The sequence below is a fragment of the Sodalis sp. RH15 genome, assembly GCF_047324255.1.
Lineage (GTDB): Bacteria > Pseudomonadota > Gammaproteobacteria > Enterobacterales > Enterobacteriaceae > Acerihabitans > Acerihabitans ligni.
Window position 1 is genome coordinate 456,052 of sequence record NZ_CP178738.1, and the last position, 16,091, is coordinate 472,142.

A 16,091-nucleotide genomic window follows, 5' to 3' on the forward strand; every position below is an offset into this window, starting at 1 on the left:
CATATTTAACGCATTATCGTTTGCCTATCCAATAAATATTCTCCGTCCAAGCCTTGATTAAGCCCGACTATTCCACCAATATCAGTTGAACGTGATAAGGGTGGTATTTTCAGCATTGCCCGCCGAATATTCAGCAATAATGATGAAGCTACCGGTAGAAAAACTCTGTATACCAACGGTAATTTGTCCCAGGCCGTTGGTAAAGCCCACAGTTGGCGTTATAGTGGGTATCGCGGGACTGGAGCTAAAAGTCATCAAGTCGTTAGGAACGGGATTGCCGTCTATATCTCTGAGCGTATAACGAATACGATAGGTGCCCCCTGCGGGTACATTGATATCAAGAGGTTCGGCCGAAATGGTATGGGTAATGGGGGTGGAGAAACTGACCACGGTGTAATTATAGACCGTGGGCTGGCCATCCAAAACGGCCCTGACTTCCACCGCATCCGGTACACCGCTGCGTAAAGAAACCCGTGCCTGCCCCGAGGCGTTGGTGGTATCAAAAGTGTTATACAAACTTCCAGAACCACGGACTATTGAAAAGTTTAGCACCCTGCCCGGGACGGGCTGGTCGGTTGTAAAATCCTGCAATGTATATTGTATGACATTACTATCATAATCATTCGCCGCAGCGTAATTGCTTTCGACACTGGCGATAATGCCTAACCCGGTTATTTCTTCAGCACTTTCGAAAGTGGAGTAGCTTACCGCGGACATCCCGTCGAATTTGCAACTCACGGCCACGGTTTCTTGCCGGCAGTCGGTAAAATACACTGCCGCCTGACCCCGGCTATCCGTTATTGCGCTGGTTTGTTGAGCGCCATCGCAGAATGCGGCGCTGCCTGATAGCCAGAAGGTAACTTGACGTCCGCACAGCGGTTGCCCGTGACTATAGAGCGTCGCTATGGCATTATTTCTGTCTCTTCCGTCAGCCTTTGCTGTAGCGGAAGAGATTAAGGTAAGATAGTAATCTCTTTGAGGAGCATGATTAGGCGGATATTGATTTTGCATAAAGTACCTCCGGCAAATATTCTGTTTTTTTAACTATAAAAATAATATTGCTAATCTTTACTAAAATTGTATCCATTAATTTATTTGAACCTTCCGGCATAATTAAACTGTGCTATCCCTGGAATAAATATTGTCTCTAATTAAAAGTCACTCTGGTAAAGTTTTCCGTACCAAGTCCCGAAGCTAATAAAGCCGTAATTGTCACTATCCCACTCATTCGGTTGGTTAATGCTAGGGTAACGTAGCCATTTAAATCAGTAATCCCCGAGGATGGAGATAGCGCCGCGCCGTTGGTGGCGCTGAAATCGAGCCTGGCGTTGGCCACCGGCAAATCGCCGGCCAGGGTTCTGACCTGATAGCGTATCCGGTTAACTCCCAGACCATTTCCCTGCGCCTTGTCCGCTTGTACCTCGGCCGAAATGAGTTGTGTCAGCACGGCGCCGAAAAAGGTGAGCCTGATATGGCTGTAAACGGCAATCGGATCGGATGCAAGAACGGTATGCACCGTGACGGTTCCCGGCGTGCTGCTGAAGACGCGCAGTTGGGTATGCCCGTTGCCATCAGTGGTATCCGACACAGGCGGCACAAGCGTGGCGCTGCCATCGACGCTGTATTGCAACAAGCGGCCGGGAGCACCTACGCCCGCCGGAGTAATTAGCCAGTAATCAATGATATGTGGGATTCCGCTACCGGCCACAATGTTTGCGGTGCTCACCTCGGCTTCTAGTAACAAGGCGTTATTGGAAACTTCCACCAGAACAGTCTCGGATGACGTCGTATTGCCGAAACGGTCCTCTATGATATAAGAGACTAAATATCTTCCTATGGGGGCGAAGACTGCCGGTATGCGGATCACGATGGGAAAGCTTGGATTATAATCTGCTACGGTGTACTGTCCTCTACCTATAAAATTCCACAATACCGTTATCTGGTCTAAGGGCGCAGGATTGGTATAAGCTGGAATCAGGACTATCACGGCTCCATCATTCGTAACGCTTTGGATAGGTATTATGCCATCGACCGTTTGTGGAAAAATAGGATCCGCGAGTGCCATAGTTTTACCTTGTTTTAAATAAAATCCGTTAAATCAATGAAAGTATGACTTATGCTTTAAGGTTATGCATTGAACAATAGAATATATATAAAGGCTCACTCAAATAAGCAAGGTTAATATGCGCCATCGTTCTGCTAAAAAAGGCTAACGTATCGGACTCTTGAAGTTTTTACCGCAGATGGGGGGATAAAATCAAAAATATCCAAAAACGGCATTGTGAATGCTAATTTTTGTCATCTGATTATTAATGGAATTGTGGTATTTGATGCTGTAATAATAAAATGTATTATCAGACCACGCGTTGTACCTTTTAAAAGGTTAGAATGCTTTTCAATTCATTCGTCAACTAGCCCACTTTCTTTAAGGAACTGCTGCAAGGTACAAATATTGAATTGAACACAGCCCCTCCCATGATCGGTCGGGGCATCGGCAGCTATCACTGTCGTCCTGCGGTATTGCTAACGCTGCTTATCGCATGGTCACCAATTCTTCCGCCGCCGTGGGATGGATGGCCACGGTATTATCAAAATCGCGCTTGGTGGCGCCCATTTTGATCGCCACGGCAAAACCCTGCAGTATTTCATCCATGCCCAAGCCGATGCCGTGCAGTCCGACGATTTTTTCATCCGGCCCGACGCACACCAGCTTCATGCGGCAAGGCTGGCGATGATCGGTGACGGCGGTATACATGGAGGTAAAGCCGGTTTTATAGATTTTGACCTCTTTCTCGCCGTATTTCGCCAGCGCCTCCGGTTCGGTCAAGCCGATGGTGCCGATGGGGGGATGGCTGAACACCACGGTGGGAATCAGGTTGTAATCCAGGTGTTCTTCCGGCTTGCCGTTGAACAGGCGTTCGGACAGACGGCGGCCCGCCGCCACCGCTACCGGCGTCAATTCCACCGCGCCGGTATTGTCGCCGACGGCGTAAATTCCCGGGACGTTGGTGTTCTGGTATTTATCCACCCGGATATAGCCGTTGCTGTCGGTTTCCACGCCGGCGGCGGCCAGGTTCAGGTTGTCGGTGGAGGGTTCCCGGCCGATGGCCCAAATCAGCGCATCAACAATAAATTCGCCGCCGTTTTCCAAGGTCAGCGTCAGGCTGCCGTCGCTGTTTTTGACGATGGATTCCGGTATGGATCCGGTATGCAGGGTAGGGCCTTCCGCGTTCATGATCTCCACCAGGGTATCGATAATCAGCGGGTCGAAGGTACGCAGCGGCGCATGTTTGCGCACGAACAGGTGCGTTTCCGCCCCCAATGCGTTCAGCACTCCGGCGAGTTCCACCGCGATATAACCGGCGCCCACCACCGCCACCCGCCGGGGCATGGCATCCAGGGCAAAAAAGCCGTCTGAATCGATGCCGTATTCCTCGCCGACGATATCGATGTGGCTGGGACGGCCCCCGGTGGCAATCAGGATATGATCGGCGGTAATGCGTTCGCCGTTGACTTCAACGGTATGGGCGTCCACAAAGCGGGCGAAACCTTCGATAACATCTACTTTGTTATTGCCCAGCACCCGTTCATAGGATTGATGGATGCGGTCAATATACGCGCTGCGGCTTTTGACCAAAGTCCCCCAGTCGAGACGGTTGATGGTGGTGTCAAAACCGTAATCGGGGCCGTACAGTTTTATCGCCTCGGCAATCTGTGCCGCATGCCACATGATTTTTTTCGGGACGCAGCCGACATTGACACAGGTACCACCGAGATATTTGGCTTCAATCAGGGCGCATTTCTGGCCGTACATCGCCGCACGGTTAATGGAGGCGATGCCGCCGCTGCCGGCGCCAATAGCAAGGTAATCGTAATGTCTGGTCATCGGATCTTCCCTATGTTCATATCAATGGGCACAAGTTTAACCCGCAAAGGTAAATTGTCGCAAAGATTGCATCAATCCCTCCAATAGGCGAAACGGCTATACCGGGTTTATCCCGGCCCGGCCTGGATGACTCCGGGGATTTATTGCTGGATTCGTCGGCTAAAACAGGATTGGTCAGGATAGGGATCACTCCGGCGCCACCCAGCGCACCAGGGTATGGCCGATTCCCTCGGGCACCAGCGCCTGATGAATCCAGGGCAATAATTCATTCATCTGTTGTTCCAGCATCCAGGGGGGATTAATCACGATCATGCCCGATGCGGTCATGCCCCGTTGATCGCTGTCAGGGCGCAGCGCCAGCTCGATCTGCAAAATCCGGCGGATGCCGGTCTTCTCCAGCCCGGCCAGGATGCGTTTCACATTCTGACGCAGCACAACCGGATACCACAGGGCATAGACGCCGGTGGCGAAGCGTTTATAGCCCTCCTGGATGCCGGCCACCACGTCCTGATAGTCCGTTTTCATTTCATAAGGCGGGTCGATGAGTATCACGCCGCGCCGCGACGGCGGCGGCAGCTGGGATTTCAACTGCTGGTAGCCGTCGGCGCGCAGCACCTCGGCACGGGGGTCTTTTTGGAATTCGCTGCGCAGCAGCGGGTAATCGCTGGAGTGCAGTTCCGTCAGGTGCAGGCGATCGTGCTCCCGCAGCAATTGGCGGGCAATCAGCGGCGAACCGGGATAATAACGCAAGGTACCGCTGCGATTGTAGTGATTGATAACCGTCAGATACGGTTCCAGCAGCGCCGGACAATCTTCCCGCTGCCAGATACGGGCGATACCTTCGCGATATTCGCCGGTGCGTTCGGCCCGGTCGCTGTTGAGCAGATAGCGCCCGGCGCCGGCATGGGTATCCAGATAGAGAAAGGGCTTATCCTTCTCCTTCATGGCGGCCAGGATCAGGCTCAGTACCGTGTGCTTGAGCACATCGGCGTGATTGCCGGCGTGAAAACTGTGGCGATAACTTAACATTTATTTATATCCAATTGGAATTTATCGATTTTATTATAATTAGCATTTTCTTCATTTGTTGCTTTCACAAAAGACCGCGCTGGTACAAAACGGAGAAAGGATCACCGACCATAGTAATGGTATCAGACAGTTTATGGCTTCATTGACATTCCATAGACGATGGAGAGTAAAAAAACCGAGGAAATAAATGCACCTTGAGTTTCAGATACCGATTTAATCCTCTTGTTTTATTAAACGACCATCAAATGAAAAATCAACTTCTTTAACTGATCGCAATGCCTGCCGAAAATCAGTGTGTAGAGGATTTAAAATAGCATTGTTTTCTTGTGGAATAATGCATGAAGGAATTATTAAAGCAATACCTTCAATTGAGTCAAGCCAACCTGTTCCCAAGTCCATGGTGGAAAACGGAGCCGGATCCTCTCTCCAGTCATCAGGCAAATAAGCATTTTCGAGGTATTCAACCTGATCATCGGGCAACTCGATACTGAAAAGGGAGTACTGATTCAGTAGGCTATCATGAATTGAATGCACAAGAATTTCCAATGAGGCCAGAGCGATGGTGGTAGATACATAAACAGCCGCACTGCCTTTGTGATTCCATCTCCCTCCATAAATACTCGCGCCATAACCCGTCCATGCTTCCGCCGCATGGATTTTTTGTGTAAGCCTGTAAAAAATCATGAATAGACGCCGTGCTCAAGCCTGCCAATCAAATCAAGGACCTCAAGCGCACCACTCTCAGTGGAAAGAAGCGAGACCGGTGTTACATTTCCCAAGCCCTTTACGGGGCTTCTCAACCAGGTATAGGCATCGGGTTTATTACCGCCAAAAAGATGTACGCTTGCGTCCATCACCCGCACAAGCCGGGCGATACGTTCACTTTCATCGGGTGAAAAAGCCGTTCCTGTACTTTTACGCCTGGCCACGTTTCTTTCATTTATGCCGGCAATCCGCAGAATATCGGCCTTAGACATGTCTGACCATTTATGAATACTGTCAAGCACGTCAACCGGCAGGCCAATTTTCAGCACATTGGTCAACTCACGGCCTCTGCTGACGGGCAGACCGGCAAATTTCCACAAAGCATTATGTTGTGGTTCATGGGACGGAATATAAGCTCTCATGGCAATCTCTTCAGCAGACATTTGTCATGGGATAGTATAGACAATTGTCAGATGGGTATAAAGCACTATTTATGCGTATTTTGCCAACGCACCTGCAACTTGAGGTATGACGGGTATATACACAGTGAATGGCATCGTTTTGGGTCAGTCACCTCATTCCGGCAATGTTACAAAACCCCGGCGGGGCGAGATGCGTATCCGCCGCCCAACTGGTATGCTGGGGAAGTATGCCGGTTTACCCGCTGGCGGATGCCGACGGCGGGATTAAAGCCGTCTCTATTACCGCTATGAAATCACGGGAGGCAGCCATGGCTGCGATTAAACAGGTTTTGATAGCCTATGATGATTCTGACTGCGCCAAACAGGCGCTGGGATTTGCCTGCGAATTTGTCAGGCGTTTCGACGCCAGGTTACATATTGTTTCCGTCTGCCAATTGCCGCAATTCGGCAGCGGAACCGCGACGGAAATGATTATCGAAAATGCGCGAGGGATATATGGGAAATTCTTCGACGGCTTGAAAGATAATCCCGCTTACCGGGATATGGATCTGGTGAAGCAAATGGAAATCGGTAACCCGGCGGAAATGATCCTGCATTATGCGGAAAGCCACAAAATAGACCACATTATCGTCGGCCATCGCGGTTTTTCCAATATTGAACGCTGGTTAATGGGATCGGTGGCGCGACAGATTATCGACAACGCAGGCTGCCCGGTCACCGTGATCCGGGAATCCTCTTATTCAGCACAATAATAACAAAGCGGCATTCGGCTGATAAAAACGGCGAACGCCGGACTGATAGTTTGCCGGTGTATGGAAAGAGTCGGGCTGAATGACACGCCGGCGGTGTGGAAAAACTCGCCGGTATGTCACGTGCCGATTAACCGTTTTCAAACGACACGCTGCTTCCATCAATGGTCATTGGACGGGCCGCCTGCATCCCCATCGGCTATCCCCAGCGTGAAATGGGCCTTGGCGGGATCCCCCACCTGGCGCGGCAGGTCCGCTTCCCAGGCCAGATAGGCGGCGCTGGCGGCGGCATTGCCCTCATGGCGATCGTGCAGCCAAAATAAAAAATCGATTTGCTGAGCAACGGCAGGGGTTTGCGAACTGCTGTGCAGTTCCAGTCCGGCGGCCAGCCAATCCTGCCGTTTACCCTCAACCGCCGTGGCGTTGAAACCCGCGTCGCTCAAATCCAGGACCACCCCTTGCGCCAGCGCCGGATCTTCGGCGAATACCAGGATGTCCCGGGCATTGCCGGCGACGGCAGGCAGATCATCCAGCCGCGAGCGGTTTACCCAGTGGGTGCCGGCGGGATGATACCGGCGATAGTCCCAGCTGCGGTCGGCGGAGAGTCCGATGGCGCCGTTCAGAAGCCGTTGCCCCACGGCGGCGGCGTTTATCCGCGGGACGGTAGGCGGCGCAAGGAGACGGGACGGCGGGCGAATACCCTCGTCAATGCCTGCCAGCACATAGCATTGCCAGCCAAGCTGTATAAGCCAATGGGCAGTGGTGGCGGCCCGGACGCCGTCATTGTCGTTGAGCACAATTCGACTACCCCGCGTGCCCACCCATTTATCCAGCGCCTGAACCAGCTGCCCTCCCGGCACCCAGCGGGCGTCGGCCCGGTGGCCACGCCGGTATTCGTCCTCATGGCGGACATCAAACACGTAGGTGGTGCGCTTTTCATCCCCTTGCCACTGGCGGAGGGTGGCCGCATCAATGTGCGGTACATGGTAGCGCCGGGCCAGTTTTGCCGCTCGTTGCCGGGACGATTGGGCGGCGGTATCGCTTTGGGCCTGAAAGTAGCGATTGCCGTCCCGGACGGTGGCGAAATCCGCCAGCCGCCAGCCTTGGGTGCCGCCGGACAGCGCCACGACCCGATTGGGGACGCCGGCGTTTATCAGGGTTTGCGCGCCGATAATGCCGCGGGTTCGGCCGGCGCAGGAAACCACCACCAGGGTCTGCGGCGAGGGGACCAGATCGTCGAAGCGGTAAAGCAGTTCGGCGCTGGGCACGGATATGGCGCTCGGTACATGGAAGCGGTCGTACTCCTCCACCGTCCGGCTGTCCAAAAGAACGTAATCCCCCTGCTGTTCAATCAGGCGCGCCAGCGCGTCGGCTTCGATGGCCGGCGTCCGGTAATGATGTTCGACGAATTCGGCAAACGCCTTGTACGGCACATTCACGCCTTTGAACAGCGGCAGGCCGGCCTGTTCCCAGGCGCCTATCCCTCCCTCCAGGATGTGAATGTCCGAATAGCCCAGGGCCGACAGTCGTCCCGCGGCCCGTTCGCCCCCTCGGGTATCTTCCGCCAGCAGCACCGTGCGGGTATCGGCGCGGGGGACCAGCGCGGGGAACTGGCTTTCCAGCAGGCTGTAAGGCACGTTCACCGCCAGCAGAGGATGGCTGTCGCCATACAGCCCCTCTTCCCTGATATCGATAAAGGCCAGCTCTTCGCCGTCTTCAAGCCAATTAAGCAGATCGGACAGGGGGACGGCCGATCCGTAATCATTATATTTAGTCATAAGTAGCCCATTGATAGCCGTCATCTTTCACGTGGCAGCCGTGTTGGCCGCCTATACCCGTCATATTTTAAGTTGCAGGTGCGTTGGCAATACTCGGCTCATCCTTGGGCCTCGCCCCTTCGGGGCCGCTGTAAGCAGCGTTCAAATCTGCTTCAGGCAGATTTGTCGCTGCGTTGCCGCCTTCCTGCAACTCGAACTATTTAGGGTATAGTGAAGTTAAATAATTAAAAAACTTACAGACGCAGGCCCGCTTGTTTAAGCAGCGGCAGGATGCGTTCGCCGAAGTAAGCCAGTTCCGGTTCATAGTCCACAAAGCAGAGCTGCAGCCCGTCGCAGCCGATGGCCTTGAGGCGCAGTATTTGCCCGGTTATCTGTTCCGGCGTGCCCACCAGCTGGATATTGCCCCCCACGATGCGCTCATCACGCTGGTGGCCGCGCCAGGAACGGCTGTCGCCGGTGGCATGGGTATGGAAGAAGCCGTCCACCGCGCCATGGTCGGCCTGCCGGAGGATCTCCTGATAAACCCCATGGGCTTCTGCCTCGGTATCCCGGGCGATAATCATCGGATTCACCAGAATGCGGACGTTGCGGCCGATGGCCGCCGCCGCTTCCCGCACCTGGCGGGTGATGCCCGGCAGCGCCTCGATGGCCTCGTCGAAAGAGGCGCCGGCCGGGCTGGTGACGAATATCAAATCCGCCTGGCGCACCGCCTGGGCGATGCCGGCGGCGGAGCTGGTGGCGCTGACGATAATCGGCCGGCCATAGCGGGGTTTAGGCGTGACGAAGGCCTTGCTCAGCGTCCATTGTGCGCTGTGGTAGTCAAGATCCTCTTCGCCGGCCCACAGCTGTTGCAGCAGGGAGACATACTCATCCGCCAGCTCATAGCGGCGGTCGTGGTCGGGCTGCTGTTGGCCGAACATGGACCATTCATCTTTGCGAAAACCGGTAACGACGTTGAGCCCCCAGCGGCCGCCGGACATATGGTCAAGGGTGGCGCCGAACTTGGCCAAATGCAGCGGATGCCAAGGACCGTAGAAAATATGCACGGTGGAGATCAGCAAAATGCGCTCCGTCACCGCCGCCAGCCCCGCCGCCGCCATCAGCGTGTCTAGGGCGGTTTCGCGATAGCGTATCTCGCCGCCGAACCCCCCTTTGGACAACCAGTGGGCCGGTCCGAACACCAGATCGAATCCCAGGGCTTCGGCTTGGCGGGTCAGCGCCGCGTTGTAATCGAAGGTCCAGTCGGTGGCCCGCGGATAGGCGGACATGGTCCAGCCGCCGTTATGTATGGGTAAAAACAGCCCGAGTATCAGCGGTTGATCCAGCACTTTCCCCAGCGGACTGTCAGGGGGAAGCGGCGGTAAAACGGGGTAAGGCATAGGCCACCTCAAAATGTACTTAATCGCGATAATCGGGTTCGCGCCGGTCCAGCAGCCGCCTTAACGCTTCAAAATGCAGCTGATAGCCGGGTTTGTATTGTTCTCCCGGCGAATTGTGCAGGGGAGTGTTGTGGATTTGATCCTGCACCTTGTCCACCTGGGCCGGGCTTAAGCCCCGCAGGCGCTGGCCGGTCCACAGGGCGAACAGCTGGACCCGGGCGGCCCGTTCCAGGGTATAAAGGCGATCGTAGGCCTCGGCGGCGGAGCGGCCGGTCACCAGCACGCCGTGGTTGCCCATAAAAAGAATGGTTTTTTCACCCAGTATTGTCGCCAGGCGCTCCCCTTCCGCCGGATCGCGGGCCAGGCCGTCGTAGGCGTCATCGTAGGCAATCTGATCGAGCAATAATGCCTCCGTCTGGCCGAGAGCCAGCAGGTGCTGGCTCTCCAGCCGGGTCAGCGCGCCGGCATAGGGCATATGGGTATGGAATACCGCCTGGTGCTTGGCATGGGCGGCATGTATCGGCGCGTGAATGCAATACGCCGAGCGTTGGATAATGCCTTCCCCCGCCAGGAGCCTGCCGTCGAAACCGATGGTCATCAGCTGGCTGGCCTGGATTTCCGACCAATGCAGGCCGAACGGCGGCAGCAGAAAACGATCGTTGGTGCCCGGCACAGCCAGGGTGAAATGATTGTAGATACCTTCGCTGAAATCGTGCCAAACCGCGAGCCGGTGCGCGGCGGCCAGATCCCGCCTGGCCTCCAGCCTCGGCTGCTCATCGGCATCATCGGCGAAATCCCCTCCGGCCTCCGGCCGCGCCTGCTCGGCGGCAACCCCGGGGGCGCCCTGCCGTGACGACGGGCGGGTAGCATTGTCCGTGGCGGTTGCGGCGGTAAAAGGCTCGGTTTGTTCACGCGGGTCCTGTGGGTAGAAAGCGGTCATGATTATTTTCCTCCGGGTTCCAAAGACACGTCTTTAAGGGACGATAAAGCGCCGTCGGGAGCGGTGCTGACGCCTTTGAGCCGTGCGCTGTAGACGGTAAAATTCTGTTGTTCAACCAGGGGTATCACCGGCAGATCGGTTTGCGCCAGGCGCTGAAACTGGTGGAATTCGTCGGCGCGTTTGGCCGGGTCGCTTTCCACCTGCAGCGATGCAATCAGCGCATCCATCTTGGGATTGGTATAATTTGAGGCATTGGACCAAGGCGTTCCTTTGGCGATGTTCTTGCTCCAATAGTGGCGCAGCCCGCCAATCTGTGGGTCCATCATCGGCACCCAGCGGCCGGTCTCGATATCAAAATCGTAATCGCTGTAGATCCGCTTGATAAAGGTGGCCAGGTCCTGATTGCGCACCGTCAGTTCGATACCTATCTTGCTCAGGCTCTGGCGGATAAATTCGGCCTGGTTTTTAAAGCCGTCGTTAACCGGGAAATAGTCAATGGCCAGCTTAAAGCGAATACCGCCCGCCTTGCGGGGGTAGCCGGCCTCATCCAGCAGTTTTTCCGCGGCGGCGGGATCGTAGGGATACTGCGGTACGCCGTCGGCGGTGTAAAACTGCTTGAGGGAGGAGGGGATCGGACCGGTGGCCGGTTTTCCCAGGCCGTACCAGACCACATCCACCAGCGCCTGTTTATTGATGGCCCGGGCGATGGCCTGGCGGACCTTAAGATTCGCCAGGATGGGATTTCGCAGGTTGAACTCCAGGAAGGTATAGGCCGCCGAGGAATCGTAGCCCTGCTTGGTGACCACCAGCTGCGGATTTTGGCGCAAACGCTGTACGTCGGATAACGGCACCGAGTCATAAGGAGCGTACAGGGCTTCCCCGGTTTCCAACGCCGCCGCCCTGGAACCCGCGTCCGGAATGATGCTGAAAATGACTTTGTCTACTTTGGGTTTGCCGCTGTCCCAGTAGTCGGGATTGCGTTCCAGTTCGATATATTGTCCCCGCACCCACTTCACAAACTTGAAGGGTCCGGTACCCACCGGCTTGGCGTTGTAAAGGCTGGTGCGAATATCCGACCCGGCGAACAGATGCTCGGGCAGGATCTCCGCCTCATTGGCGTTAATGGAACTCATGATCACCAGGGAGGGGTGCTCAAGGCGGAATATTGCGGTATAAGCGTCCGGGGTTTCCACGTCTTTCAGGGCGGCAAAGGTGGTGCGCCCCCGCGGGTGGACTTTTTTCCACAGCTCCAGGGCGGAGTATTTCACGTCCGCCGAGGTAAAGGGCTGGCCATCGTGCCATTTCACGCCGTGACGCAAATGAAAGGTGATGCTCAAGCCGTCCGGCGCCACTTCCCATGAGGTGGCCAGGCTGGGTTCCGGCTGCATATCCTGGTTGTAAGTGACCAGGCCTTCGTAAATATTATTGGATACTACGCCGTTGGGAAAATTGGTGTTGAACGCCGTATTTAGCGCAACCGGTTCGGGCTGGACGATAGCGACCAAACTGCCCCCGGCGGCCAGTGAGGAAAACGCGGGGAAAATGCTGCAAAGACCCATGGCGGCGAATAGCGTTTGCCGCAAGGTTACACTGAATTTACGCATAGCAAATTATCTTATAACCTCGATGATGAACAACGAAACCTAATTCCATATAAATATTAAGGTGATGCCTGTTCAGTGATAAATCCCCGTTAAGAAGTCCGTTAAACAGAATGGGCGCTCATTTTTTAGTAACATATTAGAAACACTTAAAATAGAAATCTATAACCCGTTTAGCCAATGCTTTTTTTGTATTAGCAAAGAACAAACATGATAATAAGCCACAGAAGTAGCGCGTATTCAGATTTAGCCAAGATTACGGCGTGAACGGGGGATTGTCAGCTATTGGAGCGCATGATTAATTAAGACAGACTATTCAAAATATTGCGTAAGATGCGAGGATGGCGGAATTTGCATCGGGTTAATGCTTTTAATCGCTATGGTTATGCTTTATTGTTTTTAACATTCTTATAGCATTGAGATGTCTATAAACATCATTTATTGATATTTAGTAAATGAGCTTGCGCCGGGATAATATTTGTCGGGTTTACATTTCACCTGCGCCATTCGACAAATAATGTTTATTAGAAAAAAAGGGTTAATTCATGTCCCGGAAGTTTATATCCGCTTTATCCCTGGGGATAATACTGCTGGCGCTAAATGCCATGGGCCGGGTGCTGGCGGATGAGCAGACGCCGGTACGAGGCGGAACGCTGATCGCCGCTATATATCCTGAGCCGGTAACGTTGACGGCGACCTATAATAACCAATATGCCAATCGGGTTATCTCCGCTAATATTTTTGACGGCTTAGTGTATTATGACGATAACTACCGGCCCCAGCCCCGTCTGGCCACCTCCTGGGAGGTGGCGCCGGACGGCTTGAGCATCACCTTTCATTTGCGTCACGGCGTGAAATGGCATGACGGCCAGCCCTTTACCTCAGCGGATGTGAAATACTCCGCCCTGGAAGTCTGGAAAAAAGTCCATTCTCGCGGGCGGTCCACCTTTGCCGCCCTGAAAGATGTGGAAACCCCGGACGATTACACCGCCATCTTCCGCCTAAGTTCGCCGTCCCAGGTTATTCTCAGCGCACTGGACGGCGCGGAATCGCAGGTGGTGCCTAAGCATATTTTCGACGGCGGCGACATTCGCAAAAGCCCGGAAAACGCCCGGCCCATCGGCACCGGTCCCTTTCGTTTCAAGGAGTGGAAGCGCGGACAGTACGTTATCCTGGAACGTAATCCGGATTATTGGGACAAGGGAAAGCCCTATCTTGACCGGGTGATTTACCGTTTTATCCCCGACGCGGCGGCGCGCAGCGCGGCGTTGGAATCCGGCGAAGTGTCCTATATCCCCTACGCCGGGGTGCCGTTTTCGGATATAAACCGGCTTAAGCAAAATCCGGAACTGAAATTTGATTCCCGCGGGTACTCTTATGCGGCGCAAACCTATTTTCTCGGTTTCAATCTGCGTTCGGTCCCATTGTCCAATCTGAAAGTCAGGCAGGCCATTGCCCATATTATCGATAGGCAACGGATTATCGACACCGTCTGGTACGGTCAAAGTAATCCCGAATACAGCGTGGTGCCCCAATCATTGACCCAATTTTTCACGCCGGATATCCCCCGTTATGATTACAGCGTGAAGCAGGCCAATACTCTCCTGGACGAAGCCGGTTATCCCGTCAAGGCGGACGGAAAGCGCTTCACCCTGCGCCTTTATACCGACCCGAGTTCCAGCCAGTTCCTGCTGGCGGGGGAGTTCCTCCGCCAGGAGTTCAATAAAATCGGCATCGCTATCGACTTTACGCCGCTGGACAACGCCACCTTCCTCAAGAAGGTCTATACCGATTATGACTTCGATATTATTTTCCAGGGATTCGGCGTGATGCTGGATCCGCAAATGGGGTTAACCCGGGTCTATTACTCCAAAGCCCAATCGCCGGGGGTGCCCTATGCCAACGCCTTCGCTTACGTCAGTCCGGCCACCGACCGATTGATCGAGGCCTATCAGAATGAAGTTGACCCCAAAAAGCGCATTGCCGTGATTGCGGATTTCCAGCGGCAGACCCTTACCGATCTGCCGCTGTTGCCGGTCATGGCGGCGCCGTTTTTTACCGTTTACAACCGTAAACTGCACGGTCTGGATTTCTCGCCGGCGGGAGCGCATTCCGGCTTTCGCGACGCCTGGATAGCCGGGAAATAGGGGTGCAGGCAGCGGGCACAATGTCTCGACCGCCGATCATGAGACGCCCTTATCTTGGCGGTGGCCAGCAGGATGATTCCTCATAGTGGCGATGGCTTGGCGCAAGATTTCCTGATTAAGGTCGGGTCCTGTGCGGATCCGTTATTTTTCACCGTTTTTTGGAGCAGCGTTATGTCCTTGAATATGACTCCCCCCACCCCCGCCGAAACGCCGGAGGATCGTAACGGCCGGTTTGCCGGGCCGGTGGCCGGCCGGGATAGCCGGGACGATTTGCTCGCCGCGGCGCGGGATATCGGCGCCCGGTTGGCGGTGGACGCCTCGGTGCGGGATAAAGAACGTATTTTGCCCCACGATGAATTGAACTGGGTGTTACAGGCGGGCATTGCCGCCGCCAGGGTGCCCAAAACCCACGGCGGTCCTGAGCTGAACTACACCGACCTGGCGCGGATATCCATCCTGCTGGCGAAGGGCGACCCCAACGTCGCCCAGATATTGATCCCGCATTTTACCTCGGTTGAACGCATTCGCCTTACCGGCACCCCCCATCAGCAAACGCGCTATTTTCAGGGACTGCTGCGGGGGGATTTGATCAGCGGCGCCACCGGGGAACTGGGAGGAAAATTCGTGTCGGACATGACCACCCGGCTCAGTAATACCCCTCGGGGTTTGCGGCTGAGCGGCCAAAAATTCTACAGCACCGGCGGATTGATGGCGGACCGGCTGCGGGTCACGGCCAAGGATGATAGCGGCGATACGGTGTCGGTTTTCGTGCCGAGGGGGCGTGCGGGCATTGTGCAGCATGATAACTGGGACGGCATGGGACAGCGGTTAACCGCCAGCGGCACCACGGAGTTTCTCGATGTCGCGGTGGCCGAAGATGAAGTGATGTTTTACAGCGGCGAAGAGCGCAAGAAACGCAATTATCAGCCGGCCGCCACCCAAATGCTCCATTCCACCATTGAAGTGGGTATCGCCCTCGCGGTGCTGGACGACGCGGTGGCCTGGGCGCACCGCGGGGCGCGTCCCCGCGCCGACTCCGGCGTGCAGCGGTCGGTGGACGATCCCTACGTGCAGCATACCATCGGCAATATCATCGCCAACGCCCACGCCGCAGAGGCGGCGCTGCTGCGCGCCGCGGCGCTGGTGGATACGGCGGTGGCCGCCTGGTACGGCAACGCGGCGGCGGATGAATTGGAACAGCGGCTGATTGAAGGCTCCATTGCCGTCGCCGAAGCCAAGATAGTTTGCAACGGCGCGGCGCTGCGGGCGGCGGAACTGATTTATGAGGTGGGCGGCTCGTCCGCCACCCTGCGGGAGAATAATTTTGACCGCCATTGGCGCAACGCGCGTACCCATACCACCCACGATCCCATTAATCACCGCTATCGCGTGGTGGGGAATTATTACCTCAATCAGACGCCGCCCCCCATCACCATGTATGACTGATAAAGCCTC

General features: G+C 55.1%; 13 protein-coding genes. 3 read left to right on the forward strand and 10 right to left on the reverse strand.

The genetic code is table 11. From position 1 onward, the window contains the following. Positions 1 to 81 precede the first annotated feature (81 nt). The 6 genes from ACL2XO_RS02030 to ACL2XO_RS02055 form a co-directional block, all read right to left on the reverse strand. Positions 82 to 1,011, reverse strand: coding sequence for an Ig-like domain-containing protein (locus tag ACL2XO_RS02030; RefSeq protein ID WP_413742088.1), 930 nt, complete (start codon positions 1,009 to 1,011; stop codon positions 82 to 84). A 136-nt stretch (positions 1,012 to 1,147) separates the two neighbouring features. After that, positions 1,148 to 2,065: an Ig-like domain-containing protein gene (locus ACL2XO_RS02035; RefSeq protein ID WP_413726255.1), complete on the reverse strand. Its 918-nt coding sequence runs from the start codon at positions 2,063 to 2,065 to the stop codon at positions 1,148 to 1,150. Between the two features lie 468 nt (positions 2,066 to 2,533). Beyond that, positions 2,534 to 3,886 carry a glutathione-disulfide reductase gene (gene gorA, locus ACL2XO_RS02040; RefSeq protein ID WP_413726256.1) on the reverse strand — a complete coding sequence of 451 codons (1,353 nt, stop codon included), beginning with the start codon at positions 3,884 to 3,886 and terminating at the stop codon, positions 2,534 to 2,536. Between the two features lie 186 nt (positions 3,887 to 4,072). Continuing rightward, positions 4,073 to 4,915, reverse strand: coding sequence for a 23S rRNA (adenine(2030)-N(6))-methyltransferase RlmJ (locus tag ACL2XO_RS02045; RefSeq protein WP_132923960.1), 843 nt, complete (start codon positions 4,913 to 4,915; stop codon positions 4,073 to 4,075). A gap of 213 nt (positions 4,916 to 5,128) precedes the next feature. Next, positions 5,129 to 5,599 (reverse strand): RES family NAD+ phosphorylase, encoded by a 471-nt coding sequence (locus ACL2XO_RS02050; protein ID WP_413726257.1) that lies wholly within the window; start codon positions 5,597 to 5,599, stop codon positions 5,129 to 5,131. Next, the gene (locus ACL2XO_RS02055) at positions 5,596 to 6,042 is read right to left on the reverse strand and encodes an antitoxin Xre/MbcA/ParS toxin-binding domain-containing protein (RefSeq protein ID WP_413726258.1); all 447 of its coding nucleotides are present in this window, start codon (positions 6,040 to 6,042) and stop codon (positions 5,596 to 5,598) included. Before ACL2XO_RS02055 ends, ACL2XO_RS02050 begins: the two co-directional genes overlap by 4 nt. Positions 6,043 to 6,269: 227 nt before the next feature. On the opposite strand from ACL2XO_RS02055, the gene ACL2XO_RS02060 reads away from it, so the two are divergent. After that, complete coding sequence (locus tag ACL2XO_RS02060; protein ID WP_413726259.1) at positions 6,270 to 6,794, forward strand: universal stress protein; 525 nt, start codon at positions 6,270 to 6,272, stop codon at positions 6,792 to 6,794. Positions 6,795 to 6,952: 158 nt separating this feature from the next. Here the strand turns inward: ACL2XO_RS02060 and ACL2XO_RS02065 are convergent, their stop codons facing one another. The 4 genes from ACL2XO_RS02065 to ACL2XO_RS02080 all read right to left on the reverse strand — a co-directional run bounded on the left by ACL2XO_RS02065 (position 6,953) and on the right by ACL2XO_RS02080 (position 12,492). Further along, positions 6,953 to 8,569: a rhodanese-like domain-containing protein gene (locus ACL2XO_RS02065; RefSeq protein ID WP_413742089.1), complete on the reverse strand. Its 1,617-nt coding sequence runs from the start codon at positions 8,567 to 8,569 to the stop codon at positions 6,953 to 6,955. 233 nt (positions 8,570 to 8,802) lie between these two features. Next, positions 8,803 to 9,948, reverse strand: coding sequence for an LLM class flavin-dependent oxidoreductase (locus ACL2XO_RS02070; protein ID WP_413742090.1), 1,146 nt, complete (start codon positions 9,946 to 9,948; stop codon positions 8,803 to 8,805). Positions 9,949 to 9,967: 19 nt separating this feature from the next. Beyond that, a complete protein-coding gene (locus tag ACL2XO_RS02075; protein WP_413726262.1) occupies positions 9,968 to 10,888 on the reverse strand; it encodes a class II aldolase/adducin family protein in 921 nt (306 codons plus the stop codon). 2 nt (positions 10,889 to 10,890) lie between these two features. Further along, positions 10,891 to 12,492 carry an ABC transporter substrate-binding protein gene (locus ACL2XO_RS02080; protein WP_413742091.1) on the reverse strand — a complete coding sequence of 534 codons (1,602 nt, stop codon included), beginning with the start codon at positions 12,490 to 12,492 and terminating at the stop codon, positions 10,891 to 10,893. 542 nt (positions 12,493 to 13,034) lie between these two features. Here ACL2XO_RS02080 and ACL2XO_RS02085 point away from each other — a divergent pair. Both ACL2XO_RS02085 and ACL2XO_RS02090 read left to right on the forward strand, forming a co-directional pair. After that, positions 13,035 to 14,636 (forward strand): ABC transporter substrate-binding protein, encoded by a 1,602-nt coding sequence (locus ACL2XO_RS02085; protein WP_203524483.1) that lies wholly within the window; start codon positions 13,035 to 13,037, stop codon positions 14,634 to 14,636. Between the two features lie 171 nt (positions 14,637 to 14,807). Further along, positions 14,808 to 16,082, forward strand: a complete 1,275-nt coding sequence (locus ACL2XO_RS02090; RefSeq protein WP_413742092.1) for an acyl-CoA dehydrogenase family protein — start codon at positions 14,808 to 14,810, stop codon at positions 16,080 to 16,082. Positions 16,083 to 16,091: the final 9 nt, after the last annotated feature.

Excerpts from the sequence above, each read along its gene's own strand:
- ACL2XO_RS02030 (WP_413742088.1), bottom strand. The coding sequence starts at position 1,011 with ATGCAAAATCAATATCCGCCTAATCATGCTCCTCAAAGAGATTACTAT.
- ACL2XO_RS02035 (WP_413726255.1), bottom strand. The coding sequence starts at position 2,065 with ATGGCACTCGCGGATCCTATTTTTCCACAAACGGTCGATGGCATAATA.
- gorA (WP_413726256.1), bottom strand. The coding sequence starts at position 3,886 with ATGACCAGACATTACGATTACCTTGCTATTGGCGCCGGCAGCGGCGGC.
- ACL2XO_RS02045 (WP_132923960.1), bottom strand. The coding sequence starts at position 4,915 with ATGTTAAGTTATCGCCACAGTTTTCACGCCGGCAATCACGCCGATGTG.
- ACL2XO_RS02050 (WP_413726257.1), bottom strand. The coding sequence starts at position 5,599 with ATGATTTTTTACAGGCTTACACAAAAAATCCATGCGGCGGAAGCATGG.
- ACL2XO_RS02055 (WP_413726258.1), bottom strand. The coding sequence starts at position 6,042 with ATGAGAGCTTATATTCCGTCCCATGAACCACAACATAATGCTTTGTGG.
- ACL2XO_RS02060 (WP_413726259.1), top strand. The coding sequence starts at position 6,270 with ATGCCGGTTTACCCGCTGGCGGATGCCGACGGCGGGATTAAAGCCGTC.
- ACL2XO_RS02065 (WP_413742089.1), bottom strand. The coding sequence starts at position 8,569 with ATGACTAAATATAATGATTACGGATCGGCCGTCCCCCTGTCCGATCTG.
- ACL2XO_RS02070 (WP_413742090.1), bottom strand. The coding sequence starts at position 9,948 with ATGCCTTACCCCGTTTTACCGCCGCTTCCCCCTGACAGTCCGCTGGGG.
- ACL2XO_RS02075 (WP_413726262.1), bottom strand. The coding sequence starts at position 10,888 with ATGACCGCTTTCTACCCACAGGACCCGCGTGAACAAACCGAGCCTTTT.
- ACL2XO_RS02080 (WP_413742091.1), bottom strand. The coding sequence starts at position 12,492 with ATGCGTAAATTCAGTGTAACCTTGCGGCAAACGCTATTCGCCGCCATG.
- ACL2XO_RS02085 (WP_203524483.1), top strand. The coding sequence starts at position 13,035 with ATGTCCCGGAAGTTTATATCCGCTTTATCCCTGGGGATAATACTGCTG.
- ACL2XO_RS02090 (WP_413742092.1), top strand. The coding sequence starts at position 14,808 with ATGTCCTTGAATATGACTCCCCCCACCCCCGCCGAAACGCCGGAGGAT.